The 23,070-nt window shown below is 69.4% G+C and carries 24 protein-coding genes; 9 read left to right on the plus strand and 15 right to left on the minus strand.

Annotation, left to right across the window (positions count from 1 at the left end):
• Position 1: 1 nt before the first annotated feature.
• Together ABCU91_RS01085 and ABCU91_RS01090 are read right to left on the minus strand one after the other, a co-directional pair.
• The gene (locus ABCU91_RS01085; protein WP_413354435.1) at positions 2–697 is read right to left on the minus strand and encodes a GNAT family N-acetyltransferase; all 696 of its coding nucleotides are present in this window, start codon (positions 695–697) and stop codon (positions 2–4) included.
• 18 nt (positions 698–715) lie between these two features.
• On the minus strand, positions 716–1,609 hold the full coding sequence (locus ABCU91_RS01090; RefSeq protein ID WP_413354436.1) for a WcbI family polysaccharide biosynthesis putative acetyltransferase: 894 nt from the start codon (positions 1,607–1,609) through the stop codon (positions 716–718).
• Between the two features lie 106 nt (positions 1,610–1,715).
• Between ABCU91_RS01090 and ABCU91_RS01095 the strand changes: the two genes are divergently transcribed.
• The 3 genes from ABCU91_RS01095 to purU all read left to right on the plus strand — a co-directional run bounded on the left by ABCU91_RS01095 (position 1,716) and on the right by purU (position 5,917).
• Entirely contained in the window at positions 1,716–3,431 is a 1,716-nt protein-coding gene (locus ABCU91_RS01095; protein ID WP_413354437.1) for a long-chain-fatty-acid--CoA ligase, read from the plus strand.
• Positions 3,432–3,497: 66 nt separating this feature from the next.
• Positions 3,498–4,982, plus strand: coding sequence for a peptide MFS transporter (locus ABCU91_RS01100; RefSeq protein WP_413354438.1), 1,485 nt, complete (start codon positions 3,498–3,500; stop codon positions 4,980–4,982).
• 56 nt (positions 4,983–5,038) lie between these two features.
• Complete coding sequence (gene purU, locus ABCU91_RS01105; protein ID WP_413354439.1) at positions 5,039–5,917, plus strand: formyltetrahydrofolate deformylase; 879 nt, start codon at positions 5,039–5,041, stop codon at positions 5,915–5,917.
• Positions 5,918–6,075: 158 nt separating this feature from the next.
• On the opposite strand, the gene ABCU91_RS01110 is transcribed toward purU, so the two are convergent.
• Positions 6,076–6,855, minus strand: coding sequence for an SDR family NAD(P)-dependent oxidoreductase (locus ABCU91_RS01110; RefSeq protein WP_413354440.1), 780 nt, complete (start codon positions 6,853–6,855; stop codon positions 6,076–6,078).
• 81 nt (positions 6,856–6,936) lie between these two features.
• On the opposite strand from ABCU91_RS01110, the gene ABCU91_RS01115 reads away from it, so the two are divergent.
• On the plus strand, positions 6,937–7,410 hold the full coding sequence (locus tag ABCU91_RS01115) for a MarR family winged helix-turn-helix transcriptional regulator (protein WP_413354441.1): 474 nt from the start codon (positions 6,937–6,939) through the stop codon (positions 7,408–7,410).
• 99 nt (positions 7,411–7,509) lie between these two features.
• On the opposite strand, the gene ABCU91_RS01120 is transcribed toward ABCU91_RS01115, so the two are convergent.
• The 5 genes from ABCU91_RS01120 to ABCU91_RS01140 form a co-directional block, all read right to left on the minus strand.
• On the minus strand, positions 7,510–8,313 hold the full coding sequence (locus tag ABCU91_RS01120; protein ID WP_413354443.1) for a MerR family transcriptional regulator: 804 nt from the start codon (positions 8,311–8,313) through the stop codon (positions 7,510–7,512).
• Between the two features lie 1,173 nt (positions 8,314–9,486).
• Entirely contained in the window at positions 9,487–9,753 is a 267-nt protein-coding gene (locus ABCU91_RS01125; protein WP_413354444.1) for a hypothetical protein, read from the minus strand.
• 253 nt (positions 9,754–10,006) lie between these two features.
• Positions 10,007–10,207: a hypothetical protein gene (locus ABCU91_RS01130; protein ID WP_413354445.1), complete on the minus strand. Its 201-nt coding sequence runs from the start codon at positions 10,205–10,207 to the stop codon at positions 10,007–10,009.
• The gene (locus ABCU91_RS01135; protein ID WP_157532651.1) at positions 10,197–10,427 is read right to left on the minus strand and encodes a hypothetical protein; all 231 of its coding nucleotides are present in this window, start codon (positions 10,425–10,427) and stop codon (positions 10,197–10,199) included. Before ABCU91_RS01135 ends, ABCU91_RS01130 begins: the two co-directional genes overlap by 11 nt.
• Before the next feature lie 66 nt (positions 10,428–10,493).
• Positions 10,494–10,766: a hypothetical protein gene (locus ABCU91_RS01140; RefSeq protein WP_413354446.1), complete on the minus strand. Its 273-nt coding sequence runs from the start codon at positions 10,764–10,766 to the stop codon at positions 10,494–10,496.
• A gap of 84 nt (positions 10,767–10,850) precedes the next feature.
• Here ABCU91_RS01140 and ABCU91_RS01145 point away from each other — a divergent pair, with 84 nt between their 5' ends.
• Positions 10,851–11,036, plus strand: a complete 186-nt coding sequence (locus ABCU91_RS01145) for a hypothetical protein (protein WP_413354447.1) — start codon at positions 10,851–10,853, stop codon at positions 11,034–11,036.
• 463 nt (positions 11,037–11,499) lie between these two features.
• On the opposite strand, the gene ABCU91_RS01150 is transcribed toward ABCU91_RS01145, so the two are convergent.
• The 5 genes from ABCU91_RS01150 to ABCU91_RS01170 all read right to left on the minus strand — a co-directional run bounded on the left by ABCU91_RS01150 (position 11,500) and on the right by ABCU91_RS01170 (position 16,762).
• The gene (locus ABCU91_RS01150; RefSeq protein ID WP_400362460.1) at positions 11,500–11,637 is read right to left on the minus strand and encodes a hypothetical protein; all 138 of its coding nucleotides are present in this window, start codon (positions 11,635–11,637) and stop codon (positions 11,500–11,502) included.
• A gap of 23 nt (positions 11,638–11,660) precedes the next feature.
• The gene (locus ABCU91_RS01155) at positions 11,661–11,870 is read right to left on the minus strand and encodes a hypothetical protein (RefSeq protein WP_413354448.1); all 210 of its coding nucleotides are present in this window, start codon (positions 11,868–11,870) and stop codon (positions 11,661–11,663) included.
• A 561-nt stretch (positions 11,871–12,431) separates the two neighbouring features.
• Positions 12,432–12,956, minus strand: a complete 525-nt coding sequence (locus ABCU91_RS01160; protein ID WP_413354449.1) for a 2'-5' RNA ligase family protein — start codon at positions 12,954–12,956, stop codon at positions 12,432–12,434.
• A complete protein-coding gene (locus ABCU91_RS01165; protein ID WP_413354450.1) occupies positions 12,953–14,935 on the minus strand; it encodes a M13 family metallopeptidase in 1,983 nt (660 codons plus the stop codon). Before ABCU91_RS01165 ends, ABCU91_RS01160 begins: the two co-directional genes overlap by 4 nt.
• 36 nt (positions 14,936–14,971) lie before the next feature.
• Positions 14,972–16,762 (minus strand): alpha/beta fold hydrolase, encoded by a 1,791-nt coding sequence (locus tag ABCU91_RS01170; RefSeq protein WP_413354451.1) that lies wholly within the window; start codon positions 16,760–16,762, stop codon positions 14,972–14,974.
• Between the two features lie 128 nt (positions 16,763–16,890).
• Here ABCU91_RS01170 and ABCU91_RS01175 point away from each other — a divergent pair, with 128 nt between their 5' ends.
• The 4 genes from ABCU91_RS01175 (at position 16,891) to araA (ending at position 22,045) form a co-directional block, all read left to right on the plus strand.
• Entirely contained in the window at positions 16,891–17,883 is a 993-nt protein-coding gene (locus ABCU91_RS01175) for a LacI family DNA-binding transcriptional regulator (RefSeq protein WP_413354452.1), read from the plus strand.
• Between the two features lie 282 nt (positions 17,884–18,165).
• The gene (locus ABCU91_RS01180; protein ID WP_413354453.1) at positions 18,166–18,876 is read left to right on the plus strand and encodes an L-ribulose-5-phosphate 4-epimerase; all 711 of its coding nucleotides are present in this window, start codon (positions 18,166–18,168) and stop codon (positions 18,874–18,876) included.
• The gene (locus ABCU91_RS01185) at positions 18,873–20,546 is read left to right on the plus strand and encodes a xylulokinase (protein WP_413354454.1); all 1,674 of its coding nucleotides are present in this window, start codon (positions 18,873–18,875) and stop codon (positions 20,544–20,546) included. Before ABCU91_RS01180 ends, ABCU91_RS01185 begins: the two co-directional genes overlap by 4 nt.
• Positions 20,543–22,045, plus strand: a complete 1,503-nt coding sequence (araA, locus tag ABCU91_RS01190) for an L-arabinose isomerase (RefSeq protein WP_413354455.1) — start codon at positions 20,543–20,545, stop codon at positions 22,043–22,045. Before ABCU91_RS01185 ends, araA begins: the two co-directional genes overlap by 4 nt.
• Positions 22,046–22,107: 62 nt before the next feature.
• Here the strand turns inward: araA and ABCU91_RS01195 are convergent, their stop codons facing one another.
• Together ABCU91_RS01195 and ABCU91_RS01200 are read right to left on the minus strand one after the other, a co-directional pair.
• A complete protein-coding gene (locus tag ABCU91_RS01195) occupies positions 22,108–22,644 on the minus strand; it encodes a hypothetical protein (protein ID WP_413354456.1) in 537 nt (178 codons plus the stop codon).
• On the minus strand, positions 22,644–23,054 hold the full coding sequence (locus ABCU91_RS01200; protein WP_406923311.1) for a DUF4383 domain-containing protein: 411 nt from the start codon (positions 23,052–23,054) through the stop codon (positions 22,644–22,646). Before ABCU91_RS01200 ends, ABCU91_RS01195 begins: the two co-directional genes overlap by 1 nt.
• Positions 23,055–23,070: the final 16 nt, after the last annotated feature.

Consider the following 23,070-nt stretch of genomic DNA (forward strand, 5'->3'; position numbering starts at 1 on the left):
GTCAGCTCCGGACGAACAGGTACCCCTCGCCGGTGCGGAAGCCACCCACGGCGAGGCCGGCGTCGAGCTGCGCCCGGAACGCATCGCGGACCTCGTGTCGGAGGCGAGCCGCGGCATCCGGGTCTTCCCGGCGGAGCGCCTCGATGTCGCTCGGGATCGCGACCGTCGCGACCACATCGGATGCCTCGGGTGTCGGGACGGGCGAGGCCAGGTGCCACGCCACGTGCAGCCGATCGCTCTCGTCGCCGCTGTTGATCGCATCGCCCATGTCGCCGTAGTGGTCGACGAGGTAATCGGTGACCCGCGCGCCGAGCACCTCGAGATTGAAGTGGGCGTTGCGGGCGATGAGCGGGTCGAACGTCCACGTGATGGTGCCGACGTCGCGCGCGAACGCCCACTCGCGCTGGTGCGCCTTGAGCGCGCGGCCGATGCCGCGCGCCTGCGCCTCGGGCAGGACGCCCGTCACGTGCGAGTGCATGCTGCGTGATGACGGCGGTCCGAAGAAGGCGACGGATGCCGCGACCATGCGCTCGGCGTCGAAGACACCGATGACGTAGTTGCCCGAGTGCTCCAACGCGCGCAGCAGGTTCGGCGGCATCCCCCCGTCCGGAGAACCCCAGACCGCCTCGAAGACGCCGCTCGCGGCGACCATCTCGTCGATCGTGTGCAGTTCGCGGATGTCGAGCGCGTCAGCCATCCCGCCACGCTACGCCGGTCAGCGCCGCCAGCGCTCGAGGGTCGGTCGGAGTCGCTCGAGGGCGCCGCGGACGAAGCCGGGGTTCCGGCGATACCACTCGAGGTGCGCGGTGCGGATCTCGGCCGGATCGACGAGATCGCCGTTCACCCGCCACACCGGCTCGGGCACGGCGTCGAGGCCCCACGCGTCGATGACCCAGTCCTCGCGCGGCGCGTGGACGGCGTCGAGCAGGGGCCGGCCGGGGTCGGACGCCGTGCCCGGTCGCCCGAGGGAACGCAGCACGCGGTCGCCGATCGCGAGGATCACGGCGTTGCCCGGGTGGTTCACCGTGCGGACGAGGTCGAACCGGGGCGCGGCGAACAGGTCCGAGACCCTGACGTCGAGCTGCCGCTCGCGCCGCTCGAGCTCGGCGATCGAGTCGGCCGCCTCGGCCCGGACGGCGTCGGCGCTCAGCGCGTCGCGGACCGGGATGCCCGCCGCCTCGGCGAGGGTGCGGACGTCGTGGTAGGCGACGATCGGCGGCACCTCCTCCGTCCCGGGCACGTGCAACGCGGCCTGGAACGGGTAGAGCCCCGTGAACCGCACGACGGGGAAGGTGACCGCCCGTCCGGACGGCGGGAGGGATGCCGCGAGCTGCCGGGTCCCCAGCGGAAGGCCGTGGTAGTCGTCCTTGACCGGCTGCGCGATGAGCGCCGAGGCGCCGGCGAGCACCTCGTGCAGGCGGGCGGTGCCTTCGGCATCCAGTTCGTACACGGGCGGCACACGCAGGAGCGGCAGGTCGTCGGAGTCCAGCACGAGCCGCACCGATTCGGCCTGGCAGTTGCCGACGACGACCCCGTAATCCGTGCGGGGCAGGTCGCCGAAGAAGCCGGCGTAGTGGTCCCGTCGGGCAGTGTGCGCATCGGTGGTCATCGCTCGAGCGTCGCAGGCGGCATCCGTCGTCGCGAACGCTTGCGCGCGGGCCGCTCGCGAGCAAGGGGGCACGCGCAGGACACCCCCGCGACCTAGGATCGTCGCCGTGCAGCTGAACGAGACCCGCGCCTGGAACCGCTTCTACGCCGCCGGCACGCCGGTCGACATCGGACCCGTGACGGGGTCGCTCGTCGACCTGCTCGCCGAGCGCGTCGCCCAGTACGGCGAGCGCGACGCGATCGCGTTCTTCGGCCGGGCGGTGACCTACGACGAGCTCGGCTCGCGGGTCGCGCGCGTCGCCGAGGGGCTGCGCAAGCTCGGGATCGGCGCCGGCGACCGGGTCGCCTTGATCATGCCGAACGCCCCGCAGCACGTCATCGCCTTCTACGCGGTGCTGCGACTCGGCGCCGTCGTCGTCGAGCACAACCCGCTCTACACGCGGGACGAGCTCGAGGTGCAGTTCCGCGACCACGGCGCCCGCACGGTGATCGCGTGGGACAAGGTCGCGCCGCTCGTCCAGTCGCTGCCGGCCGAGCTCGGCATCCGCGACGTCGTCTCGGTCGACGTGACCACGGCGATGCCGCTGAAGACCCGGATGCTGCTGCGCCTCCCCGTCGCGAAGGCCCGGGAGTCGCGCGCGAAGCTCACGGGTGCCGCACCCGGCACGATCCCCTTCACGCGGCTCGAGAGCTCCGCGCCCATCGCGGCGAGCCACCCACGGCCGGGGCGCGACGACCTCGCCTGCCTGCAGTACACCTCGGGCACGACGGGCGACCCGAAGGGCGCCATGATCACGCACGGCAACCTGTGGGCGAACGCGCGCATGGGCGCCGCGTGGATGCCGGAGTTCCGCCACGGCGAGGGCAGCATCTACGGGCTGCTGCCGATGTTCCACTCGTTCGGCCTGCTGCTGTCGGTCATCTACTCCGTCGAAACCGGGTCGCGTGCCGTGCTCTTCCCCACGTTCGATCCCGAACTCGTGGTGGATGCCGCGAAGCGATTCCCGCCGACGTTCATCCCCGCCGTCCCGCCGATGTTCGACCGGCTGGCCCGGGTCGCGCGTGACGGTGACCTCGACCTCAGCCGCGTCGTGTATTCCATCTCGGGAGCGATGACACTGACCCCGGCCGTCGTCTCGCGCTGGGAGAAGCTCGCGGGCAGCATGCTCAACGAGGGGTACGGCCTCACCGAGACGAGCCCCATCGCCCTGGCCAACCCGTTCGACGAGTCGCGCCGCATCGGGGCCATCGGCATCCCGTTCCCCTCCACCGACATCAAGGTCGTCGATCCCGACGAGCCGACCCGCGAGGTCGCGCAGGGCGAGACCGGTGAGCTCCTCATCCACGGACCGCAGGTCTTCGCGGGGTACTGGAACCGCCCGGAGGAGACAGCCGCGACGCTCCTCGACGGCGGCTGGGTGCGCACCGGCGACCTCGTGCAGCAGGACGCGGACGGCTTCGTCACGGTCGTCGACCGCAAGAAGGAGCTCATCATCACGGGCGGCTTCAACGTCGCGCCGTCCGAGGTCGAGCAGGTCGTGACCGGAACGCCGGGCGTCGCCGAGACCGCGGTCGTCGGCATCCCCCGAGGCGGCGGCGCCGAGGTCGTCACGGCCGTCGTCGTCCTGGAGGACGGCGCGGCGTTCGACGAGGCCGCCGCGCGCGAGCTCGCCCGCGAGCGCCTCGCGGAGTACAAGCGGCCGACGACCTACGTCGTGTGGGAGGAGCTGCCGACCTCCCTCATCGGCAAGGTGCTCCGCCGGCGCGTGCGTGACACGCTCATCGCCGACCGTCACGCGACGCGCGCCGTCGAGGGCGACTGATACACCCGCGCGAGGTGCGGCACAACCTGGGCGCCCCGTCCAGGACACGCGCCTAACCTGGGACGAATGCGGAACGTACCTCCCGTCGACCTCCCGTCCTCCGACGACACCGCAGCGCGCGACACCCGATTCTTCGGCCAGCCGTTCGCGCTCGCGCACGTGTTCGGCGTCGAGATGTGGGAGCGCTTCAGCTTCTACGGCATGCAGGGCATCCTGCTGCTGTACCTGTACTTCTCGGTCGCCGACGGCGGCCTCGGCGTCGACAAGACGGTCGCCGCGAGCATCGTCGGTGCGTACGGCGGCGCGGTGTATCTCTCGACCGTCCTCGGCGCGTGGATCGCCGACCGCATCCTGGGCGCCGAACGCGTGCTCTTCCTGAGCGCGATCGTCATCATGGCGGGGCACATCGCTCTCGCCCTGCTCCCCGGATTCGCGGGCGTGACCGTCGGCCTGATCCTCGTCGCCTTCGGATCGGGCGGACTCAAGGCGACCGCCACGAGCGTCGTCGGCACCCTCTACGCCGCCGACGATCCGCGACGGGATGCCGGTTTCTCGCTGTTCTACCTCGGCATCAACCTCGGCGCGTTCGCCGGCCCCCTGCTGACCGGCCTGCTGCAGTCGACCCTCGGGTTCCACTGGGGCTTCGGGCTCGCCGCCCTCGGCATGGCGCTGGGCCTCACCCAGTACTCGTTCGGCCGCCGAAGCCTGCCCGCCGAGGCGCGCGTGGTGCCCAACCCGCTGCCGCGCGGGCGCTACCCGCTGTTCGCAGGGATCGGCGTCGCCGCCGTCGTGATCATCGTCGTCCTCGTCCTGACCGGCGTCATCCGTGCCGACAACCTCGCGCTCATCGTCATCGGCGCCGTCATCGTCGCGGCGATCGCGTACTTCGCCGTCATCCTGCTCAGCCACCAGATCACCTCGCAGGAGCGCAGCCGCGTGTGGGGCTTCCTGCCGCTGTTCCTCACCTCGGTCGTCTTCTGGTCGCTGTACCAGCAGCAGTTCACGGTCGTGACCCTGTACTCCGCCGAGCGTCTGGATCGGAATTTGTTCGGCTGGGAGATGCCGATCCCGTGGGTGCAGTCGATCAACCCGGTGTTCATCATTCTGCTGGCGGGCGTCTTCACCGCCCTCTGGTCGAAGCTCGGCTCGCGTCAGCCCTCGACGCCGGTGAAGTTCGCGCTCGGCGTCGCCGTCATGGGCGTCGCGTTCCTCCTCTTCCTGCCGTTCGCGGGCGGCGGGGCGAACTCGACGCCGCTGCTGGCGATCGTCGGCATCCTGCTCGTCTTCACGATCGCGGAGCTGATGCTCTCGCCGGTCGGACTCTCGGCGGCGACGAAGCTCGCGCCGGAGCGGTTCCAGACGCAGATGGTCGCGCTGTTCTTCCTCTCGGTGTCGCTCGGCACCGCGATCGCCGGTCAGCTCGCGACCCTCTACAACCCGGACAACGAGGTGCCCTACTTCGCGACTCTCGGCGGGATCTCGATCGCGATGGGCGTGCTGCTGCTCGTGTGCGTGAAGCCGGTGCTGTCGCTCATGAAGGGCGTGCGCTGAGGGATGCCGCGCGTCACGCGGTCGGCATCCGTCACCGCACAGGGCAGAATCGAGGGATGACTTCGCCCGTGTCGCAGCTCCACCCCGACCACGCCTGCCTCATCGTGCACGGCAAGGACAGCCCCGGCATCATCGCCGCGGTCTCGGCGATGATCACGCGCATCGGTGGAAACATCGTCCAGTTCGACCAGTACTCGGACGACCCCCGAGGTGGCGCGTACTTCCAGCGCGTCGTGTTCCACCGCCCCGGCTTCGCGGGCCAGCGCCCCGCGATCGAGACCGAGATTGCCGACACGCTCGCGCCGTTCGACCTGGAGTGGTCGCTCACCGACCAGTCGGTGCCCAAGCGCATGGCGATCCTGTCGTCGAAGCAGGACCACTGCCTGCTCGACCTGCTGTGGCGCAACCGCCGCGGCGAACTGCCCATCACGGTGCCGATGGTCGTCTCGAACCACACCACCTCCGCCGACGACGTCCGCTCGTTCGGGGTGCCGTTCTTCCATGTGCCGTCGACGCCGGGTCCTGACAAGTCGGCATCCGAGGCGAAGATCCTCGAGCTGCTCAAGGGCAACGTCGACTTCGTCGTGCTCGCCCGGTACATGCAGATCCTGTCGCCGGAGTTCCTCGCCGAGCTCGGTGTGCCGGTCATCAACATCCACCACTCGTTCCTGCCCGCCTTCATCGGCGCCGAGCCGTATCGCAAGGCGAAGGAACGCGGCGTGAAGCTCATCGGCGCGACGAGCCACTACGTCACCGGTGACCTCGACGAGGGTCCGATCATCGAGCAGGACACGATCCGCGTCACCCACGCCGACACGACCGCCGAGCTCGTGCGCCGCGGCGCCGACGTCGAGCGCCAGGTGCTGTCCCGCGCGGTGCGCTGGCACGCCGAGGACCGCGTCATCCGGCACGGGAACCACACGATCGTCTTCTGACGGGGGGCGCGGGGCCGTTCCGGGGACCCGATTCGTCGCGCGGGCGGCGTCGGGGCGACGGTTCGCGTCCCTGGAACGTGCGCTGCCCGGGTTCCGGGGACGCGATTCGTCGCCCGCGAGGCGTCGAGGCGACAACTTGCGTCCCCGGAACGCCGGCGTCACAGCGTCCCGGTCAGCACCCCGCCGTCGGCCCGGAGCGCGGCGCCGTTGATCGCCGACGCGCGCGGGCTCGCCAGGAACGCGACGAGCGCCGCGATCTCCTCGGGTCGGATGAAGCGCTGCAGCAGCGTCGTCGTGTTCCGCCCGATGACGGATGCCGCGACGGCGTCGGCCGGCACGCCCTGCGCCGCCGCGATCGACTCGATCACGGCCGCGACGCCGTCCGAGTAGGTCGGCCCGCCGAGCACGGTGTTGACCGTGACCTGCGTACCCCGCGTGAGTTTCGCGAGGCCGTTGCCGAGCGCGATCGTCGCCGCCTTCGAGACGCCGTACGGGATCATGTCGGCCGGGACGTTCACACCCGACTCGCTCGCGATGAACAGGATGCGACCCCATCCGCGCTCGAGCATGCCCGGCAGCACGCGGCGCGAGAGGCGGACGCCGGCGGTCAGGTTCACGTCGAGGTAACGCTGCCACTCCGCATCGTCGGCGTCGGCGAACTCGTTCAGCCCGAACGCGCCGGCGTTGTTGACGAGGATGTCGACCTCGGGAAGGCCCGTGAGCGCAGCCGGGTCGGCGACGTCCCCGGGCGCGACGCCGACGTCCGCTCCGGGGATGAGCGCACGGAGCCGCTCGGCCGCCGCGTGCGTGCGGGTGGCATCCCTCCCGTTGAGGATGACGGCGGCGCCTCCGGAGGCGAGGGCCTCGGCGATCGCGAAGCCGATGCCTTGGGTCGACCCGGTGATGAGAGCGCGCGTGTCACGCAGTTGGAGGTCCATGGACGATGCCTTTCACTTGACTGAGCAAGTGACGGTAGCCCGAATCACTTGACTGAGCAAGTCATGACGTACGCTCGGAGGATGACTGCGGCCGACGACCTCTCCCCCCACGACCTCGAGACGTGGTCGTCGTTGGCGACGCTCCTCGAGTGGCTGCCCGCAGCGCTGGACGCTCAGTTGCAGAGGGATGCCGCACTCACGCACTTCGAGTACGGCATCCTCTACGCCCTGTCCCGCGCCGAGGACGGACGGCTGCGGATGAGCACGCTCGCCGGGTACGCCCACAGCTCGCTCTCGCGCCTGTCGCGCGCGGCGACGCGCCTCGAATCGCGCGGATACCTCCGCCGTGAGACCGACCCGGCGGACGGCCGGTACACCCTCGCGATCCTCACGGATGCGGGGGCCGAGGCTCGTCGCGCGGCGGGCCCCGGCCACGTCGATCTGGTGAAGCGTGCGGTGCTCGATCGACTCACCGTCGCGCAGCAGAAGCACCTGCGGACGATCACCGAACGCATCCTCACCGGCCTCGGCGATGAGCCCGGCTGGAAGGCGTGACCCAGGCCTGAGCCGTCCGGCGGGCGCTTCCAAGGACCTGAATCGTCGTCACCGCGACCGCGCGACAATTCGGGTCCCCGGAGCACGACCGCCGAATAATCAGGCCACGGGCTGCTGCAGATCCACGATCCAGCGCGAGCCGGGACCGTCGTAGGGCGACTGCTCGTAGATCTCGCGTGCCGGGCCGTCGAACCGCAGCCCGCGGCGCTCGATCTCGGCGACGAGCGCCTGCCATGCAGCCTGGATGCCGCTAAGGTCGGCCGCGTCGAAGCGGGTGGAGACGGCACGCGGATGCCGCGGCACCACCGCGCGCTCGAGTCCATCGGGCACGGGCGCATCGCCGATCTGCTCCGCCGCCGCGGCGATCATGCCGTCGTCGACCGTCGTGTAGACGGCGACGCCCGGACCGACGCGGGTCGCACCGGCGGCATCGATCAGCGCGCCGACGCGCTCGAACATGCCGCCGATCTCCCCTTCGATCTGCGCCATCTCGTCGACCTTCGCCGACAGCTGCACGATCGTCAGCTCGGGCAGCGCCCCTTCGGTGTACTCGGACATGGGATTCTCCTTCTCGATCGATCGGAGTCTCGTCTCGACCTCGTGCAGGCGCTGCCGGTCCGCATCGATCTGGGCCGCGAGCTCGACCCGCCGCTCGCGCAGGAGCGCGGCGACCTCGCTCGACGACATCCCGTCGTCGAGCATGCGGCCGACCTGCTCCAGCGTGAAGCCGAGGTCCTTCAGCGCGACCAGTCGATTCGCGCGGTCCAACTGCGACGCGCCGTAGGAGCGGTACCCCGAGAAGGGGTCGACCCTCTGCGGACGCAGCAGACCGAGCCGGTCGTAGTGACGCAGCATCCGCACCGAAACGCCGGCGAGGCGGGCGAACTCTCCGATACTCAACATGGTGATCCCAGGCCACAGTCTGACACCGTGAAAGGGTCAAGCCCCGGCGGATTCAACCGAGTGCGCCTCGTTCGTTGTGACGCTCTGAGCACCTCGTGCAGAGGCTGCCACCGAACCCTGCTCTTGCGGCCGCCGACGAACTGCCTGGCCGCGCAGAGCCGGAAACGATCGTTTTCGGCGGAATGGCGTCGGCACCTGAGTCGAGGCTCACTCGGGCATCTCGACCGCCGCTACGAGAGCCTGCCGCATGCGATCGGCCTTACCCGGGGCTAAGCCGCGCTCGTAACCTTCGATGGCACGCTGCAACCCTGTCTCGCTAAGCAATGGCATCAGCGCTCTCGTGAGTCCGGCGCGGTATCCGACAAGGACATCTGCAACGAATCCGCCGCTCTCCGACACAGTGCCGAGGGTTGAGTGCTGAGAGTACTTCGCGATCAGTCGCTGGCGTTCCTCATGGACTAGCCGATCGATGCTTCGCAAGATGTCGTCATGATGCCGCATGCCTCATCGTGGCATTGCGAGTGTGAATGGCGCTGTGGTTTGTGGTGCGTTGACCAGACCAACCAAGCGGCTGCCGAAAACGATCGGTTTCAGCGGGGGCCCACGCGATGCACAATGTGGCCCGCGAGAGACGGCGCGCGTTATCGGGTTTCGGCTGGCCTTTGTGGCTGGTCTGACACCTAAGCGGCGATTCAAGCGACCCTCCGCCCACAATGAGTCGCACCCCACCGGCTGCATCCCTCGCGGTAGGTTTCTTGCGTGTACTCAAGGCGGTGGGCTTGGATCTGGACGGCAGTCGTCGGTATCGCAAGCGGGATCGCGGGGTATCTCGTCGCTGCAGAGGTGGGATCAGGCCCTGGCTGGTCCAGCGTCGCGGGTGTAGCTTCACTGGCTCTCTGCGGCGGGGCCTGCGTGGTCTTCATGAAGCCAGGCATACGTTCTCGGGACGACCGGACCGAGACTCCGGATAGCGCCGACCCTCTCTCGCGGTAGCAAGAAGACGTTTCGGGTGAATCGACTATCGAGGTAGCGACAGGATCGCGAGTTTCCCGACGACGCCGAGCGCGGTGGCGATCAATATCAGCCAGCCTCTCCTGGTCGACCCGGTGCTGAGGGGAGGTCGATCGTCGCCTAGGTGTCGTGTTGTGAGATCTGATTCTGCGGGCAGTTTCGTCAGGCCAGGGCTGCTTTCAGTTCTTCGAGCTCGTCCTCAATCCGCTCTCGCTCGCGGGGAGTGAAACGTCGGATCTGCATTGATAGAACTGCGTCCGCGGCAAGTGCGGTGAGATTGAATGCTTTCTCCACGGCACGCCGGACATCGTTCGCGTCACCTGATGCAGTCGCGCAAGCCGCCAAGAGCTTCTCTGGCTGATCCATAACAGCGATGTACGCCCACAAGATGTTGCGGCGAGCGAGCGCGTGTTCCCGGTCGCCTGTCATGCCGCGAGCGTATCGAGAGCAACCAGCGGTGGCTAGTGGGGTCACCTCGGCGGACCTGCCATCTGCCCAGCATCCGCCGAAAACGATCGTTTGCGGCTCGCAGGGCGTGGAGCGGCCAGATGGGGTGCCAGAAAGGTGACCCGGAACCGAGTTTTGGCAGACGTTTCTGGCGGGCCATGTAGATGAGAGGTCGGAGCAGCCGAAGGTCACCATCCGACCGGTGCGTCACCTTCGAGAGCATCGGCGGGTGAGGTCAGCGACGAGATTGCTTTCGCTTCCTGTGGAACGCTATTCCGATGATCGCCAGCCCCATCGGGATACCGAGAAGGGCCCAGGAGGAGAGCCTGCCGGTGTCGACTCCTGCGGAAAGCAACAGCATCGCCGCTACGGAAACCGCGATGAAGATCAGGCCGAGCGCCAGGTAGCTCTTCCAAGAAGACGTGTCAGATGCCACGTTTTGCCATCCAGCGCGCGACGATCGCGGCGACCACGCCGAGGATCACGAACCCGACACCCAAGACCACGAACGTCGTTCCGTCGTTCTCGGGGGCTACTAGCCCCTTGATGGCCATGCCGACGCCGACGACCACGCAGACCCACGGCATCACCAGACGAAGCGGACCGTACTTCCACCGATACCGGCGAGGCGATGAATCGCCATCGTTGTGCGTCATGCCTGCATCCTCGCGCTCTGCTCGCACGCACCGCTAGGGCGAGTAACACACCTCTCCATCCGATAGTCAGTCGCTAGCCGAAACGATCGTTCTCGGCTGTGCGCGGCCGCGCCGTTCGACGATGGCTCCAAAACGGCGTCCGTAATCGAGTTTCTGCGGACGTTTTTGATACATAAAAGGACAGTCGACGGGACGATCATCGACGGTGATCATCAGGCCTTCGGACCCGGGGGTGCGATCAGCCTTCGTGGCGGAATCGCGACGAGCCCAGCACGGCCGCAGGAGCGCGTAGGTGAAGGCGTCATCTTCATCGTTGCCACTGGCGGGTAAGCGCGTCACCGGGCGCCTGCGGGGGTGAAAGTGTTCCGCCCATCTAGCGAACTGACACTGCCATGAGGATCGTCCCCGAGGGAGGATTCAAGCATGACCACATCGAGGGAACAGCTATCGCATCGATTGGAACAGCTGAGGTCGCAGCGCCAGGACGCGATCGTGAGCGGACTCGCTCTACCCGGCATCGGCGGGGGAGGTTTCAACGAGCGAGTTCACGATCTCAACGACGAAATTGCCTCCCTAGAACGTGAGATCGAAGCGCTCCCCCGTGAGTGACCTCAGTCTCGACGCGATTGTCGCACGCACAAGAGCAGGACGACGCCGGCGCCGATACCTGCCCCGGCGATAACCACACTGACCAGCGGGCGCTCATTGAGCAGTGCGACCACGAGGGTGATGCAGCTCGCCACGATGACGATGACGGAAGTTGTCAACAGCGTCCGTCGTTGCTTTGGCTCCAAGTTGAACCCCAAGATCTCTCGTCGCTATCGATCGCTCCGAAGCGCATCCTGACAAGAGTCATCTATGAAGGACGCCCACCACAATACGCGTTTGACTGACGTTGACGAAGGTCCCTCTGCGCGGCCACGGGTAGCGAGCCGAAAACGATCGTTTTCGGCGCCTGTGCCCGAGGTGCCGAACTGGGCGCGCCACAAACGGCGACCGCTACCGGGTTGTGGCAGACGTCTCTGGCGGAACTGCGACGGTGCAGGCTGTCAGAGCCGGTCAGTTGTGCCGCTCACTTGTTGCGATGAGCGGCGAGTAACAGGCCCGCGTGAACGGCGGCGATGATCACACCGCCAACGATCAGAACCAACGCCGCTGTTGAGGATCCGAGAAGCAGGCCGATCAGCGCGAAGACGATCCCGACCGCCAATCCGCCCCACCTCTGTGAACTAGTCACGGTTGGTGGTCTCCCGGAGTCGTCTGCGGCGCGTCACGCTGTTTCAGTCGGACGAAGAGAATGAATCCGAAGATCAGGGCGATCGCGCCCCCGGCGACGAGCAGCCATCCCCACGGGAGGTTGAACACGATCGCGAGGCCGAATCCCACGCCGACGCCTCCTCCGCCACCGAGGAGCAGAAGGATGACTTTTAGCCGGAGGCCCATCGGACGATGATGGCAGGGATGCAGGCGTAACGGTGCGCGAATACGCGTTCCTGCGGCATGTTTAACCTGCTTTTTTCGCGGCAGAGGAACCATTTTGCCCGCCGAGCGCTACCAGCTGACATAGTCAAGGCATGAATGGGGAGCGCGCGGCCCGTCGCAGGCCACTTCGTACGCTGTGGGTCGTCCTCCTCGTCGCCGCGAGTGTCGTCGCAGTAGCCAGCGTTGTGCTTATCGTTCTCGACCCGAGAAGCGTCGGGCCCTATTTCACACTCGTAGGTCAGCTCTGCCTGATTTTTGGGGGCGTTACCGCTCTGCGCCATATGCGCTGAGAGGCGCCACACCCTGAGCGCTTCTACGTCCGCTTGTTTACGGCGCTAGCAATGGCCGCTCCGGAGCCAGTAGAGAGGTCACGCACCGGGCCGCCGAAAACGATCGTTTTCGGCACGACCGACCGAGGCATCGCAGACGAACGCGACACACCGAAGATGCATCCACCGAAAACCCCTGCCGAAACCGGATCGCGCCGAAACCTCTGCGGCACGTTTTCGGCGCGGTCCCAGCTCAGCGCGCGAACACCCCGAGCTCGGTGACGGTGGCGGATGCCGCATCCCACCGCCTCAGGCCGCGAGCCGTGCCGGTGATCGGCTCACCGAGCAGCGGCAGCGCGCGCTCGAGGTCCGTGACCTTGATGCGGCGCGCGAGGGTGACGTGCGGCATCCACTCGCCCGGCGCGGTGTGCGGAGCGTCGTCACCCGCGCCAGCGGCCTCGTGCACCGCCGCGTGCAGGGCGAGCAGCTCGGCCGACGGCACGACCGAGCGTGCGAGCACCCGCCGCTCCCCCGCGCCGAACAGCACCACCGCACCAAGAGTCACGGGGAAGGCGGCCGGCAACGGCACCGACGCCAGCGATACCGACGGACGCACGAGCAGCGTCACATGCGGCGCGTTCGAGGGCGACGTGTGCGCGGCGAGACTCGACAGCCCGGCGTCGGCGAGCGCCTGCCACTCCGCGCGCACGGCGCGCTCGGTCGCCGCATCGAACTCGAGCTCGATGCTGACAACCGGCGCGCCGCGCACCGCGGTCACCAGATGGTGACGCGCTTGTCCTCGTCGAGCCAGAGCTCGTCCGACGGGGTCACGTCGAAGGCCGCGTAGAACTCGTCAATGTTGCGCACGATCTGGTTGCAGCGGAACTCGTTGGGCGAGTGCGGGTCGATCGTCAGCAGACGGATCGTCTCGGCATCCCGCCCCTTCTGCTGCCAGATCTGCCCCCAGCTCAGCAGCAGACGCTGGATGCCGGTGAGCCCGTCGATGACGGGACCGTCGGCATCCGTCGAGCCCGAGGACTTCAGGTGCAGCCGGTACGCCTTGATCGCGATGCCGAGGCCGCCGAGGTCACCGATGTTCTCGCCGATCGTCAGAGCACCGTTGACGGTGTGATCCGCCGACAGCCCCTGCGGCACGAGCGCGTTGTACTGCTCGATGAGGGTCGCCGTGCGCTCGGTGAACGCGGCGCGGTCCTCGTCGGTCCACCAGTCGTTCAGTGCACCGGTGCCGTCGAACGCGCTCCCCTGGTCGTCGAAGCCGTGACCGATCTCGTGGCCGATGACCGCGCCGATGCCGCCGTAGTTCGCGGCCGGGTCGCGCTCCATGTCGAAGAACGGGTGCTGCAGAATCGCGGCCGGGAAGACGATCTCGTTCATCAGCGGGTTGTAGTACGCGTTGACCGTCTGCGGGGTCATGAACCACTCGTCGCGGTCGATCGGCGCCCCGAGCTTCGCGAGCTGCTGGTCGTGCTGCCACGCGTTCGAGCGGCGGACGTTGCCGATGAGGTCGGCGGCGTCGATCTCGAGGTCGGAGTAGTCCTTCCACTTCACCGGGTAGCCGACCTTAGGCGTGAACGCCTCGAGCTTCTCGAGCGCGCGCTCGCGCGTGGCCGGCGTCATCCATTCGAGCGACGAGATCGACTGCCGGTACGCCTCGATGAGGTTGTCGACGAGGACGTCCATCTCCTCCTTCGCGCGCGGCGGGAAGTGACGCTCGACGTACACCTTGCCGACCGCTTCGCCGAGGGCCGCCTCGACGAGCGAGACACCGCGCTTCCAGCGCTCGCGGTTGACGGGCACACCGGTCATCTCGGTGCCGTAGAACGCGAAGTTCGCGTCGACGAACGCCTGCGACAGGAACGGCGCCGACGCGCGGATGACCTGCAGGCGCAGCCACGCCTTCCAGTCCTCGAGCCGGTCCTCGACCAGCAGGGTGCCGAGTCCTTCGAAGAAGCTCGGCTGGTTGACGTCGACCTCCTCGATGACGCCCGCCTTGCCGGGGGCGACGGCGTCGCGCCAGGGCGCCAGGTCGACGCCGGTGAGCTGCACCGCGGCATCCCAGCTCATCAGGTTGTAGGTCGCGACCGCGTCGCGGCTGCGGACGTTGTCCCAGTGGTGCGACGCGATCTCGGTCTCGAGCGCGAGCACGCGGTCGGCCTGCGCCTCGGCGTCGGCGACGCCGGCGAGGCCGAACACCGTCGCGACGTACGCGCGGAAGGCCGCACGGGTCTTCTCGAAGGTGTCGAGACGGTAGTAGCTCTCGTCGGGCAGCGACAGACCGCCCTGCACGAGGAAGAGGATGTACCGCTGCGGGTTGCCGGGGTCCGGCTCGATGTAGGTGCTGAAGATCCCCGCGACGCCCTCGCGTTCGAGCGATCCGGCGGTCTGCAGCAGGCTCGGGATGCCGGTGACCTGGTCGACGAAGGCCAGCTGCGGCGCGATCGCCTCGGCGCCCTTCGCCTCGATCGCGGCGGTGTCCATGAAGCTCGCGTACAGGTCGCCGATCTTGCGGGTCTCGGTGCCGGGGTCGGCATCCGTCGACTCCTCGATGATCGCGCGGACGTCCTGCTCGGCCTGCTCGGCGATGAGGTGGAACGACCCCCAGCGCGCCTTGTCCTCGGGGATCTCGGTCCGCTCGAGCCACGCGCCGTTGACGTGGCGGAACAGGTCGTCCTGCGGCCGGATGTCGGCGCTCAGCTCGTCGAGTTGGATGCCGGAGGGAAGGGTGTTCTCGGTCATGCGTCCCACCCTATGGGCGCGTCCGGACGGCCCGGCTCATTCCCTCGTGGTCGAGCACTTCTCCGGTCCCGGCTCGCCGGCGAACCGGGCCGCCGTCCAGTCGATGAGCTCATCGAGCAGGGGCGACGGACGCTCGACGACCGCCGCATGCTCGTACCCGTCGTAGATGCGGTAGTCGACGACCTGACCCGCCGCGCACATCCGCTTCGCAAATGCGGTCTGCGTCGCGACGGGGATCACGCTGTCCGCCCCGCCGTGCGCGAGCAGGACGGGCGCGTTCTGCCGGAGCGGTGCCGCATTGTCCCGCAGGTGCTCGCCGAGGGGACCGGATGCCGGAGGCTCGGAGAACAGCCGTGGGTCGCCGATCATGCCGAGCGACGCTGCGACCGAGACGACGATCGACGGATCGGACAGACACCGTTCCGACATCTGCCTGAGCACGGTGTCGGCGCCGGGTCGCACGTACTGGTCGTACGAGACGTCGTCGTAGATCGACGAGAACGCCGCGAACGCGTACGAGGCGAAGATGCTGCCACCGGTCACGCTCGAGATGTTCTGCACGAGTGCGGGCGGATCGCTCGCCGGTGCGAGCGCCGCGACGCCCTGCACGTACAGCTCCGGCGCGTACTCGCGCGCCATCGAGCCCGCCCAGAGCGCGGCAGCACCGCCCTGCGAGTGCCCCCAGATGACCGTGCGGGTGCCGAGGTCGGCATCCTGCAGCTCCCGCGCGGCGCGCACCGCGTCGAGCGACGCCGTCGCGCTGGGCGGTCCGATCAGATAGGGGTGGGGGCCCTCCGTGCCCAGGCCGATGTAGTCGGTCGCGACGACCGCCCACCCCTGCCGGATGATCGTCGGCAGGATGTACAGCGCACCCGACCAGAGCCCTCGCGGCTGCAGCGACGGCGCGCAACTCTCCGAGAACCCGGTCGTGCCGTGGTTCCAGTCGACGATCGGCCACTGCCCGTCGCCCTCCTTCGGCACCACGACCACGCCGCTGGCCACGCGCACCGCGCCGTCGACACCGGTCGTCGTGTAGAGGATCCGCCAGGCGGTCGCCGTGACGGGGATGCCGGCGGTGAACGCTTCGGCGCGGACGAGCCGTCCGGGCTCCCCCGGCATGTCACGGGGCGCGGCGTAGAAGTCGTCGACGACGGTCGAGCCTTCGCGCAGCGGCACCGTCACGAGCGCTGTCGTCACCGCGAGCGCCACCGACACGAGCGCCGTCACGGTGCGCCCCCACCGGCGGAACCGCCGCGGCTCGTGTCGACGCTCCGCCTCGGTGTCACGACGGCGACGCAGACGGGTCCACAGGTCGGTGACCCCGCTCATGATGAGACGCGCTCCGAAGACCACAGCCACGACGAGCAGGGTGATGTCGGGCCAGAAGAGCGCCAGGACGCCGAAGATCACGCCGGAGATCGAGAACGCGGCATCCGCGATACGGGCATCGAGCGTGCGCCCTTTGGCGAACACGGCGACCAGACCCGCTGCACCCGCCGCGAGGAGGAGGATGCCGACGAGCGTCGCGACGACGCGGACCGTCAGCCCTGGGGTGAGAAGCACGATGAGCCCGCCGACCACCCACGCGCCGCCGGTGACCGTGCGCCAGCGGGGGCGCTCCTTGTCGCCGTCGCGTCCGGTGAGATCGAGCACGCCCGTCAGGACCATGCCGCCGCCGATGAGCCACGCGAGCACGCCGAGCGCGGTGGTCGGCCGGATGACGATGACGATGCCGAGGACTACGGCGGCCACCGCCACCACGATGCGGACCCACTCGGGCAGGCGCGCGTAGAAGCGTCCGAGCGCGAGTCGCTGCAGCAGCCGCATCCGGTCCCTCCTCCGCGTGTCGGCGTGAATCCTCCACGCTAACGGCCGCGTCTGCGGGTCGCCGCTCCTCGACAGCAGGTGACGACACGTGCAAGGGTGTCCGGCGCGGCGGGGCTACAGTGAGCGCCATGGGACGGGCTGGAACGATGCGCGCGAGCGTGCGCGACGTCGCCGCCCGCGCGGGGGTGTCGACGCAGACCGTCTCGCGCGTGCTGAACGACAGTCCGAACCTGCGCCCCGAGACCCGTGCCCGCGTCGAGGCGGCGATCGCCGAACTCGGCTACCGCGTCAACAATGCGGCGCGCTCCCTGGGGACCTCGACGACTCGGACCGTCGGGGTCATCGCCTCCGACGCGACGCTCTGGGGCCCTGGGGCGGGCATCGCCGCGCTCGATGCGGCGGCCCGTGCCGCGGACCGCTGGCTGGCGACGGCCTACGCGGATGCCGCGGACCCGGCATCCGTCACCGACGCCGCCCAGCGACTGCTCGCCCAGGGCGTCGATGCGCTCATCGTCGTCGCCCCGCACACCGCGACCCTGCCCGCCCTGCAAGAGGTCGCCGGCCGGGTCCCGCTCGCAGCCCTTCACACCGGCGAGGGAGCCGAGCGGCAGCGCGCGGGAGCCGCGCTCGCGATCGACCACCTCGTTTCACTGGGCCATCGCCGGATCGCGCGGCTCGCTGGCCCGGCCGACTGGCTCGAGGCCACGGCCCGCGATGAGGGTGTCGATGCCGCGTTGGCGGCCGCCGGCATCCGTCCCGCAGCGATCTGGCACGGCGACTGGAGCGCGGCGGCGGGAGCGGCGGCTGCCCGCGAGGTGGGGCAGGCGGTGCGCGACGCCGACGGGCCGACGGCGGTCGCGGCGGCGAACGACCAGATGGCGCTCGGGCTCATCGCGGGGCTCGTCGCCGAGGGACTGCGCGTTCCCGAGGACGTGTCGGTCACCGGGTTCGACGACAACGCGGATGCCGCTTTCTACACGCCCGCGCTCACCACGGTGCGCGTGGACACGGCCGGCGAGGCGCGGCGCGTCGTCGCCGAGGCCCTCGGCCTGCCGGCCGTCGACGCAGCGGCGGAGCCGGTGCTCGTGGCCCGCGCGTCGAGCGCCGCGCCGCGCGGCTGACACGGGGCGCGACGGCCACAACCGCGGAGATTCCGAGTCCGGGGGCCTCCTCCGGGTTGGCGGAGGCATCCCTGGACGGTTTGTCCGCGGTCGGTGCCGGGGCGAGCGGCGCGGCACCGACGCTAACTCCTCAGATTCGCCGTGGGTCGGACCCGACTCGGGTTCGGGCAGGGGCGACGGGCCCGATCTTGAGGAGTTAGCGCAGCATGTGCCCGGTGCCGCCTCGACATCGACGCCGGCCGGCGCTGGTGCGCTAGGGATGTTACCGATAACATCGACCCCATGACCGATCTCGATGAGGCGATCGCCGCCGTCCGCGCGGACGTGGCCGCCCTGCACGCCGAACTCGTCCGCTACGGCCTCGTCATCTGGACCGGCGGCAACGTCTCGGGTCGGGTTCGCGTTGGTGAAGACCGCAGCGCGGACCTGTTCGTCATCAAGCCGTCCGGCGTCTCGTACGACGACCTCGCGCCCGAGAACATGATCCTCTGCGACCTCGACGGCAACGTCGTGCCCGGCAGCGCCGGAAGCGACCGCTCTCCCTCGAGCGACACCGCGGCGCACGCCTACGTCTACCGGAACATGCCCGAGGTCGGCGGCGTCGTGCACACCCACTCCCCCTACGCCGTCGCCTGGGCCGCGCGCGGCGAGGAGATCCCCTGCGTCATCACCGGCATGGCCGACGAGTTCGGCGGACCGATCCCGGTCGGACCGTTCGCGATCATCGGCGACGACTCGATCGGCCGCGGCATCGTCGAGACCCTGAGCGGTCACCGCTCCCGCGCCGTCCTGATGCAGAACCACGGGCCGTTCACGATCGGTGTGAGCGCGAAGGATGCCGTCAAGGCCGCCGTCATGTGCGAGGACGCCGCCCGCACCGTGCACTTCGCCCGGCAGGGCGGCGAGCTGATCCCGATCCCGCAGGACAAGATCGACGCCCTCTACAACCGCTACCAGAACGTGTACGGCCAGAGCACGGACGCCCGCCGATGAGCGCGGTCATCTCTTCCGGTGCCGCCGCCTTGGGCATCGAGCTCGGTTCGACCCGCATCAAAGCGTGCCTCGTCGATGCGTCGAACCCGACCACGGTGCTCGCAGTCGGCAGCCACGAATGGGAGAACGCCCTCGAGGACGGCGTCTGGACCTACTCCGAGGATGCGATCTGGTCGGGGCTGCAGGCCGCCTACGCCGACCTCGTCGCCGACGTCCGCCGCCAGGGCGCCGAACTGACCGACCTCGCCGGCATCGGCGTCTCGGCGATGATGCACGGCTACCTCGCCTTCGACACCGAAGGGAACCTGCTCGTCCCGTTCCGCACGTGGCGCAACACCTCGACCGGTGCGGCAGCCGCGGAGCTGACCGACCTGCTGGGCGTCAACATCCCGCTCCGCTGGTCGATCGCGCACCTGCACCAGGCCGTCCTCGACGACGAGGCGCATCTCGCCTCGCTCGCGCAGATCAACACCCTCGCCGGGTGGGTGCACGAGAAGCTCACGGGCCGTTTCGTGCTCGGCGTCGGCGACGCGTCGGGGATGTTCCCGATCGGCCCGGACGGCGGCTACGACCGCGACCGCATCGCGACCTACGACGCACACGCAGCGGACTTCCTCGCCGGCCGCAGCCTCACCGAGCTGCTGCCCGAGGTACTCCCCGCAGGGGCGGATGCCGGAACTCTCACCCCCGCAGGCGCCGCCCTGCTCGACCCCACCGGCACCCTGCGCCCGGGCGCGGTCGCCGCACCCGCCGAGGGCGACGCGGGCACCGGCATGGTCGCGACCAACGCGGTCTCGCCGCGCACCGGCAACGTCAGCGCCGGCACGAGCACCTTCGCGATGGTCGTCCTCGAGCGCCCGCTCGAGCGGGTCCACACCGAGATCGACCTCGTGACGACGCCCGCCGGCGATCCCGTCGCGATGGTCCACTGCAACAACGGCGCGAGCGAGCTCGCCGCGTGGACGGCGCTGTTCGCGCGGTTCGCCGCGGCATCCGGTCAGTCGCTCTCGACCGATGCCGTCTACGAGACGCTCCTGCGCGAGGCCCTTGAGGGCGCAGCGGATGCCGGTGGGGTCCTCGCATACAACCACCTGAGCGGCGAGCCGATCGCCGGACTCGACGAGGGCCGTCCGCTGGTCGTGCGCACGCCGGACGCGGAGTTCTCGCTCGCGAATGTCATGCGCGCGCAGGTCTACGGCGTGTTCGCGACGCTCGCGATCGGCATGCAGACCCTCGCGGAGGAGGGCGTCGGGCTCGACCAGATGTTCGCGCACGGCGGCGTCTTCCGCACCGCTGGGGTCGCCCAGCGGTTCCTCGCCGGGGCGCTCGACGCACCCGTCTCGGTCGGCGACACCGCCGCCGAGGGCGGCGCGTGGGGCATGGCCGTGCTCGCCGCGTTCGCGGTCGCGCGCCGGTCGGTTCCGGGGACGCAGGATGCCGCCGGATCGACGCCCGGGCGACCGGACGCGTCCCCGGAGCTCACCGCCTACCTCACCGACCACGTATTCGCGGGCGCTGCCCCCGACACCGCCACCCCCGAGCCGGCCGACGTCGCCGGGTTCGCCGACTACCTCGCGCGCTACCGCGACGGCCTGGCCGTCGAGGCGGCCGCCGTCACCGCACTGCCGCTCGGCGGCATCCGCTCATCGAAGAACGAAGGAACAGCATGACCCTCTCCACCAGCCTCGAGCAGTACACCGTCTGGTTCGTCACCGGCAGCCAGAACCTCTACGGCGAGGAGACGCTGCGGCAGGTCGCCGAGCAGTCGCAGGCCGTCGCCGAGGGCCTCGCCGGCCTGCCCGTGAAAGTCGAGTGGAAGCCCGTCCTGAAGGACTCGGACTCGATCCGCCGCTTGGCCCTCGACGCGAACGCCGACGACTCGGTCATCGGCGTCATCGCGTGGATGCACACGTTCAGCCCCGCGAAGATGTGGATCTCGGGACTCGACGCGCTCCGCAAGCCGTTGCTGCACCTGCACACGCAGGCGAACGTCGAGCTGCCGTGGAACGACATCGACTTCGACTTCATGAACCTCAACCAGGCCGCGCACGGCGACCGCGAGTTCGGGTACATCCAGACGCGACTCGGCGTTCCCCGCAAAACCGTGGTCGGCCACGTCTCGAACCCCGTCGTCGTGCAGCAGATCGAGGACTGGGAGCGCGCCGCCGCCGGCTGGCAGGCCGTGAAGACGCTCAAGCTCGCCCGCTTCGGCGACAACATGCGCTACGTCGCCGTCACCGAGGGCGACAAGACCGAGGCCGAGCTGCAGTTCGGCGTGCAGGTCAATACGTGGGGCGTGAACGAACTGGCGGATGCCGTGGCCCAGGCATCCGATGCGCAGATCGACGCGCTCGTCGAGGAGTACGTCGCCTCGTACGACGTGGCCGACGAGCTGCTCCCCGGCGCGGAGCGGCACCAGTCGCTGCGTGACGGCGCCGCGATCGAGATCGGGCTCCGCTCGTTCCTCGAGGCCGGCGGCTTCGGGGCGTTCACGACGTCGTTCGAGGACCTCGGCGCGCTGACGCAGCTGCCCGGCCTCGCCGTTCAGCGCCTCATGGCCGAGGGCTACGGCTTCGGCGCCGAAGGCGACTGGAAGACGGCGATCCTCGTGCGTGTCGCGAATGTCATGGGGTCGAGTCTGCCCGGCGGCGCGAGCCTCATGGAGGACTACACCTACGACCTCGTGCCCGGTGCCGAGCGGATCCTCGGGGCGCACATGCTCGAGGTCTCGCCGACGCTCACGACCTCGAAGCCGCGCCTCGAGGTGCACGAGCTGGGCATCGGCGGCAAGGCCGACCCCGTGCGCCTCGTGTTCACGGCGGATGCCGGGCCCGCCCTCGTCGTCGCGATGAGCGACATGCGCGACCGGTTCCGTCTCGTCGCGAACGTCGTCGAGAACGTCGATGCGCCCGACCTGCCCAAGCTCCCCGTCGGCCGCGCCGTCTGGAAGCCCTCACCCGACTTCGCGACCTCGGCCGCGTGCTGGCTCGCCGCCGGCGCCGCGCACCACACCGTCATGACGACGGCCGTGGGCATCGAGGTGTTCCGTGACTTCGCCGACATCGCCGGCACCGAGCTCCTCGTCATCGACGAGGACACGACGGTGCGCGGGTTCCAGAAGGAGCTCCGCTGGAACCAGGCGTACTACCGCCTCGCGCAGGGACTGTAACCGGAACCGACGACGGCCCCGTCATCCTCATCGGATGCCGGGGCCGTTCTCGTGCGGAATGCTCAGTGCCCGCCGTGGCCGGGCATGAACACCTCGTTGACGTTGGCGCCGGGGGCATCGCTCCCGACGGGGGTCGCGGCGAGCGCCGGCGTGACGATGCCCGACAGCAGGAAGGCCCCGACGACGAGGCCCCACACGCTCGTGCGCGCGGCGGTGCGAGCTGCGGACGGCTCGCGCCGTGCGGACCGCCGGACCGCGACGGCCGCGGTGACGCCGACGACCAGCGACAGCGCGAGCGCGACCGCGACCGGGTAGGCGCTCATCTGCACGGGATTGACCAGGAGCACGGTCGTGGTCGCGGCGATGCCGGCCAGCCCGATGATCATCGCCCCGCGCGGCGCGACGAGGCGGCCCTTGGTGAGGGCCACGGCACCCCAGATGAGTGCAGAAGCCCCCACGGTGACCAGGAGGACGCCGACGCCGCGAGCTGCGACGTCAGCGCCCTTGGTGATGGCGCCCGCGCCGAGTCCGAGCTGCAGCAGTCCGGCGCCCCACGCGGCGAGCGTCGGCCAGGAGCGGACCAGAGCGGACGGCGACATCAGACGGCTGCGCGAGTGGAGACCTGCTTGTCGGCGGCGAGGCCGACACCCAGCAGCACGATCGCGCTACCGAGGTGCAGGAAGTGGTCGGCGGCGTTCAGCGCCAGGATGTTGGCGGCACTGCCCTCGATGAAGAAGCCGACGATGCCGAGCAGCAGGTAGGCCGCACCGACGACGATGTTCACGCCCTTCGCGGCACGGACGTTCGACAGGCCGCCGATGAGCAGCGCCGCGCCGATCAGCAGGTGCGCGATGTTGTGCAGCGGGTTCACCATGAAGATGCCGAGCAGGAGCCCGCCATCGGTGGCGAGGAAGTCGACCCCGGCCGTGGCGGTGAAGCCGAGCAGGCCGACGAGGATGTAGACGGCGCCGAAGATGACGGCGACGAGGCGGTTGGGTGAGCTGGTCATGCGATTGTCCCTCCAT

Origin of the sequence: Microbacterium phoenicis (assembly GCF_047302325.1) — a bacterium.
In the GTDB taxonomy this organism is placed as follows: Bacteria; Actinomycetota; Actinomycetes; order Actinomycetales; family Microbacteriaceae; genus Microbacterium.

Bases quoted from the DNA above. Each gene is read 5' to 3' on its own strand.
- ABCU91_RS01085 (WP_413354435.1), bottom strand. From the start codon at position 697: ATGGCTGACGCGCTCGACATCCGCGAACTGCACACGATCGACGAGATG.
- ABCU91_RS01090 (WP_413354436.1), bottom strand. From the start codon at position 1,609: ATGACCACCGATGCGCACACTGCCCGACGGGACCACTACGCCGGCTTC.
- ABCU91_RS01100 (WP_413354438.1), top strand. From the start codon at position 3,498: ATGCGGAACGTACCTCCCGTCGACCTCCCGTCCTCCGACGACACCGCA.
- purU (WP_413354439.1), top strand. From the start codon at position 5,039: ATGACTTCGCCCGTGTCGCAGCTCCACCCCGACCACGCCTGCCTCATC.
- ABCU91_RS01110 (WP_413354440.1), bottom strand. From the start codon at position 6,855: ATGGACCTCCAACTGCGTGACACGCGCGCTCTCATCACCGGGTCGACC.
- ABCU91_RS01115 (WP_413354441.1), top strand. From the start codon at position 6,937: ATGACTGCGGCCGACGACCTCTCCCCCCACGACCTCGAGACGTGGTCG.
- ABCU91_RS01120 (WP_413354443.1), bottom strand. From the start codon at position 8,313: ATGTTGAGTATCGGAGAGTTCGCCCGCCTCGCCGGCGTTTCGGTGCGG.
- ABCU91_RS01125 (WP_413354444.1), bottom strand. From the start codon at position 9,753: ATGACAGGCGACCGGGAACACGCGCTCGCTCGCCGCAACATCTTGTGG.
- ABCU91_RS01135 (WP_157532651.1), bottom strand. From the start codon at position 10,427: ATGACGCACAACGATGGCGATTCATCGCCTCGCCGGTATCGGTGGAAG.
- ABCU91_RS01145 (WP_413354447.1), top strand. From the start codon at position 10,851: ATGACCACATCGAGGGAACAGCTATCGCATCGATTGGAACAGCTGAGG.
- ABCU91_RS01155 (WP_413354448.1), bottom strand. From the start codon at position 11,870: ATGGGCCTCCGGCTAAAAGTCATCCTTCTGCTCCTCGGTGGCGGAGGA.
- ABCU91_RS01165 (WP_413354450.1), bottom strand. From the start codon at position 14,935: ATGACCGAGAACACCCTTCCCTCCGGCATCCAACTCGACGAGCTGAGC.
- ABCU91_RS01170 (WP_413354451.1), bottom strand. From the start codon at position 16,762: ATGCGGCTGCTGCAGCGACTCGCGCTCGGACGCTTCTACGCGCGCCTG.
- ABCU91_RS01175 (WP_413354452.1), top strand. From the start codon at position 16,891: ATGGGACGGGCTGGAACGATGCGCGCGAGCGTGCGCGACGTCGCCGCC.
- ABCU91_RS01180 (WP_413354453.1), top strand. From the start codon at position 18,166: ATGACCGATCTCGATGAGGCGATCGCCGCCGTCCGCGCGGACGTGGCC.
- ABCU91_RS01185 (WP_413354454.1), top strand. From the start codon at position 18,873: ATGAGCGCGGTCATCTCTTCCGGTGCCGCCGCCTTGGGCATCGAGCTC.
- araA (WP_413354455.1), top strand. From the start codon at position 20,543: ATGACCCTCTCCACCAGCCTCGAGCAGTACACCGTCTGGTTCGTCACC.
- ABCU91_RS01195 (WP_413354456.1), bottom strand. From the start codon at position 22,644: ATGTCGCCGTCCGCTCTGGTCCGCTCCTGGCCGACGCTCGCCGCGTGG.
- ABCU91_RS01200 (WP_406923311.1), bottom strand. From the start codon at position 23,054: ATGACCAGCTCACCCAACCGCCTCGTCGCCGTCATCTTCGGCGCCGTC.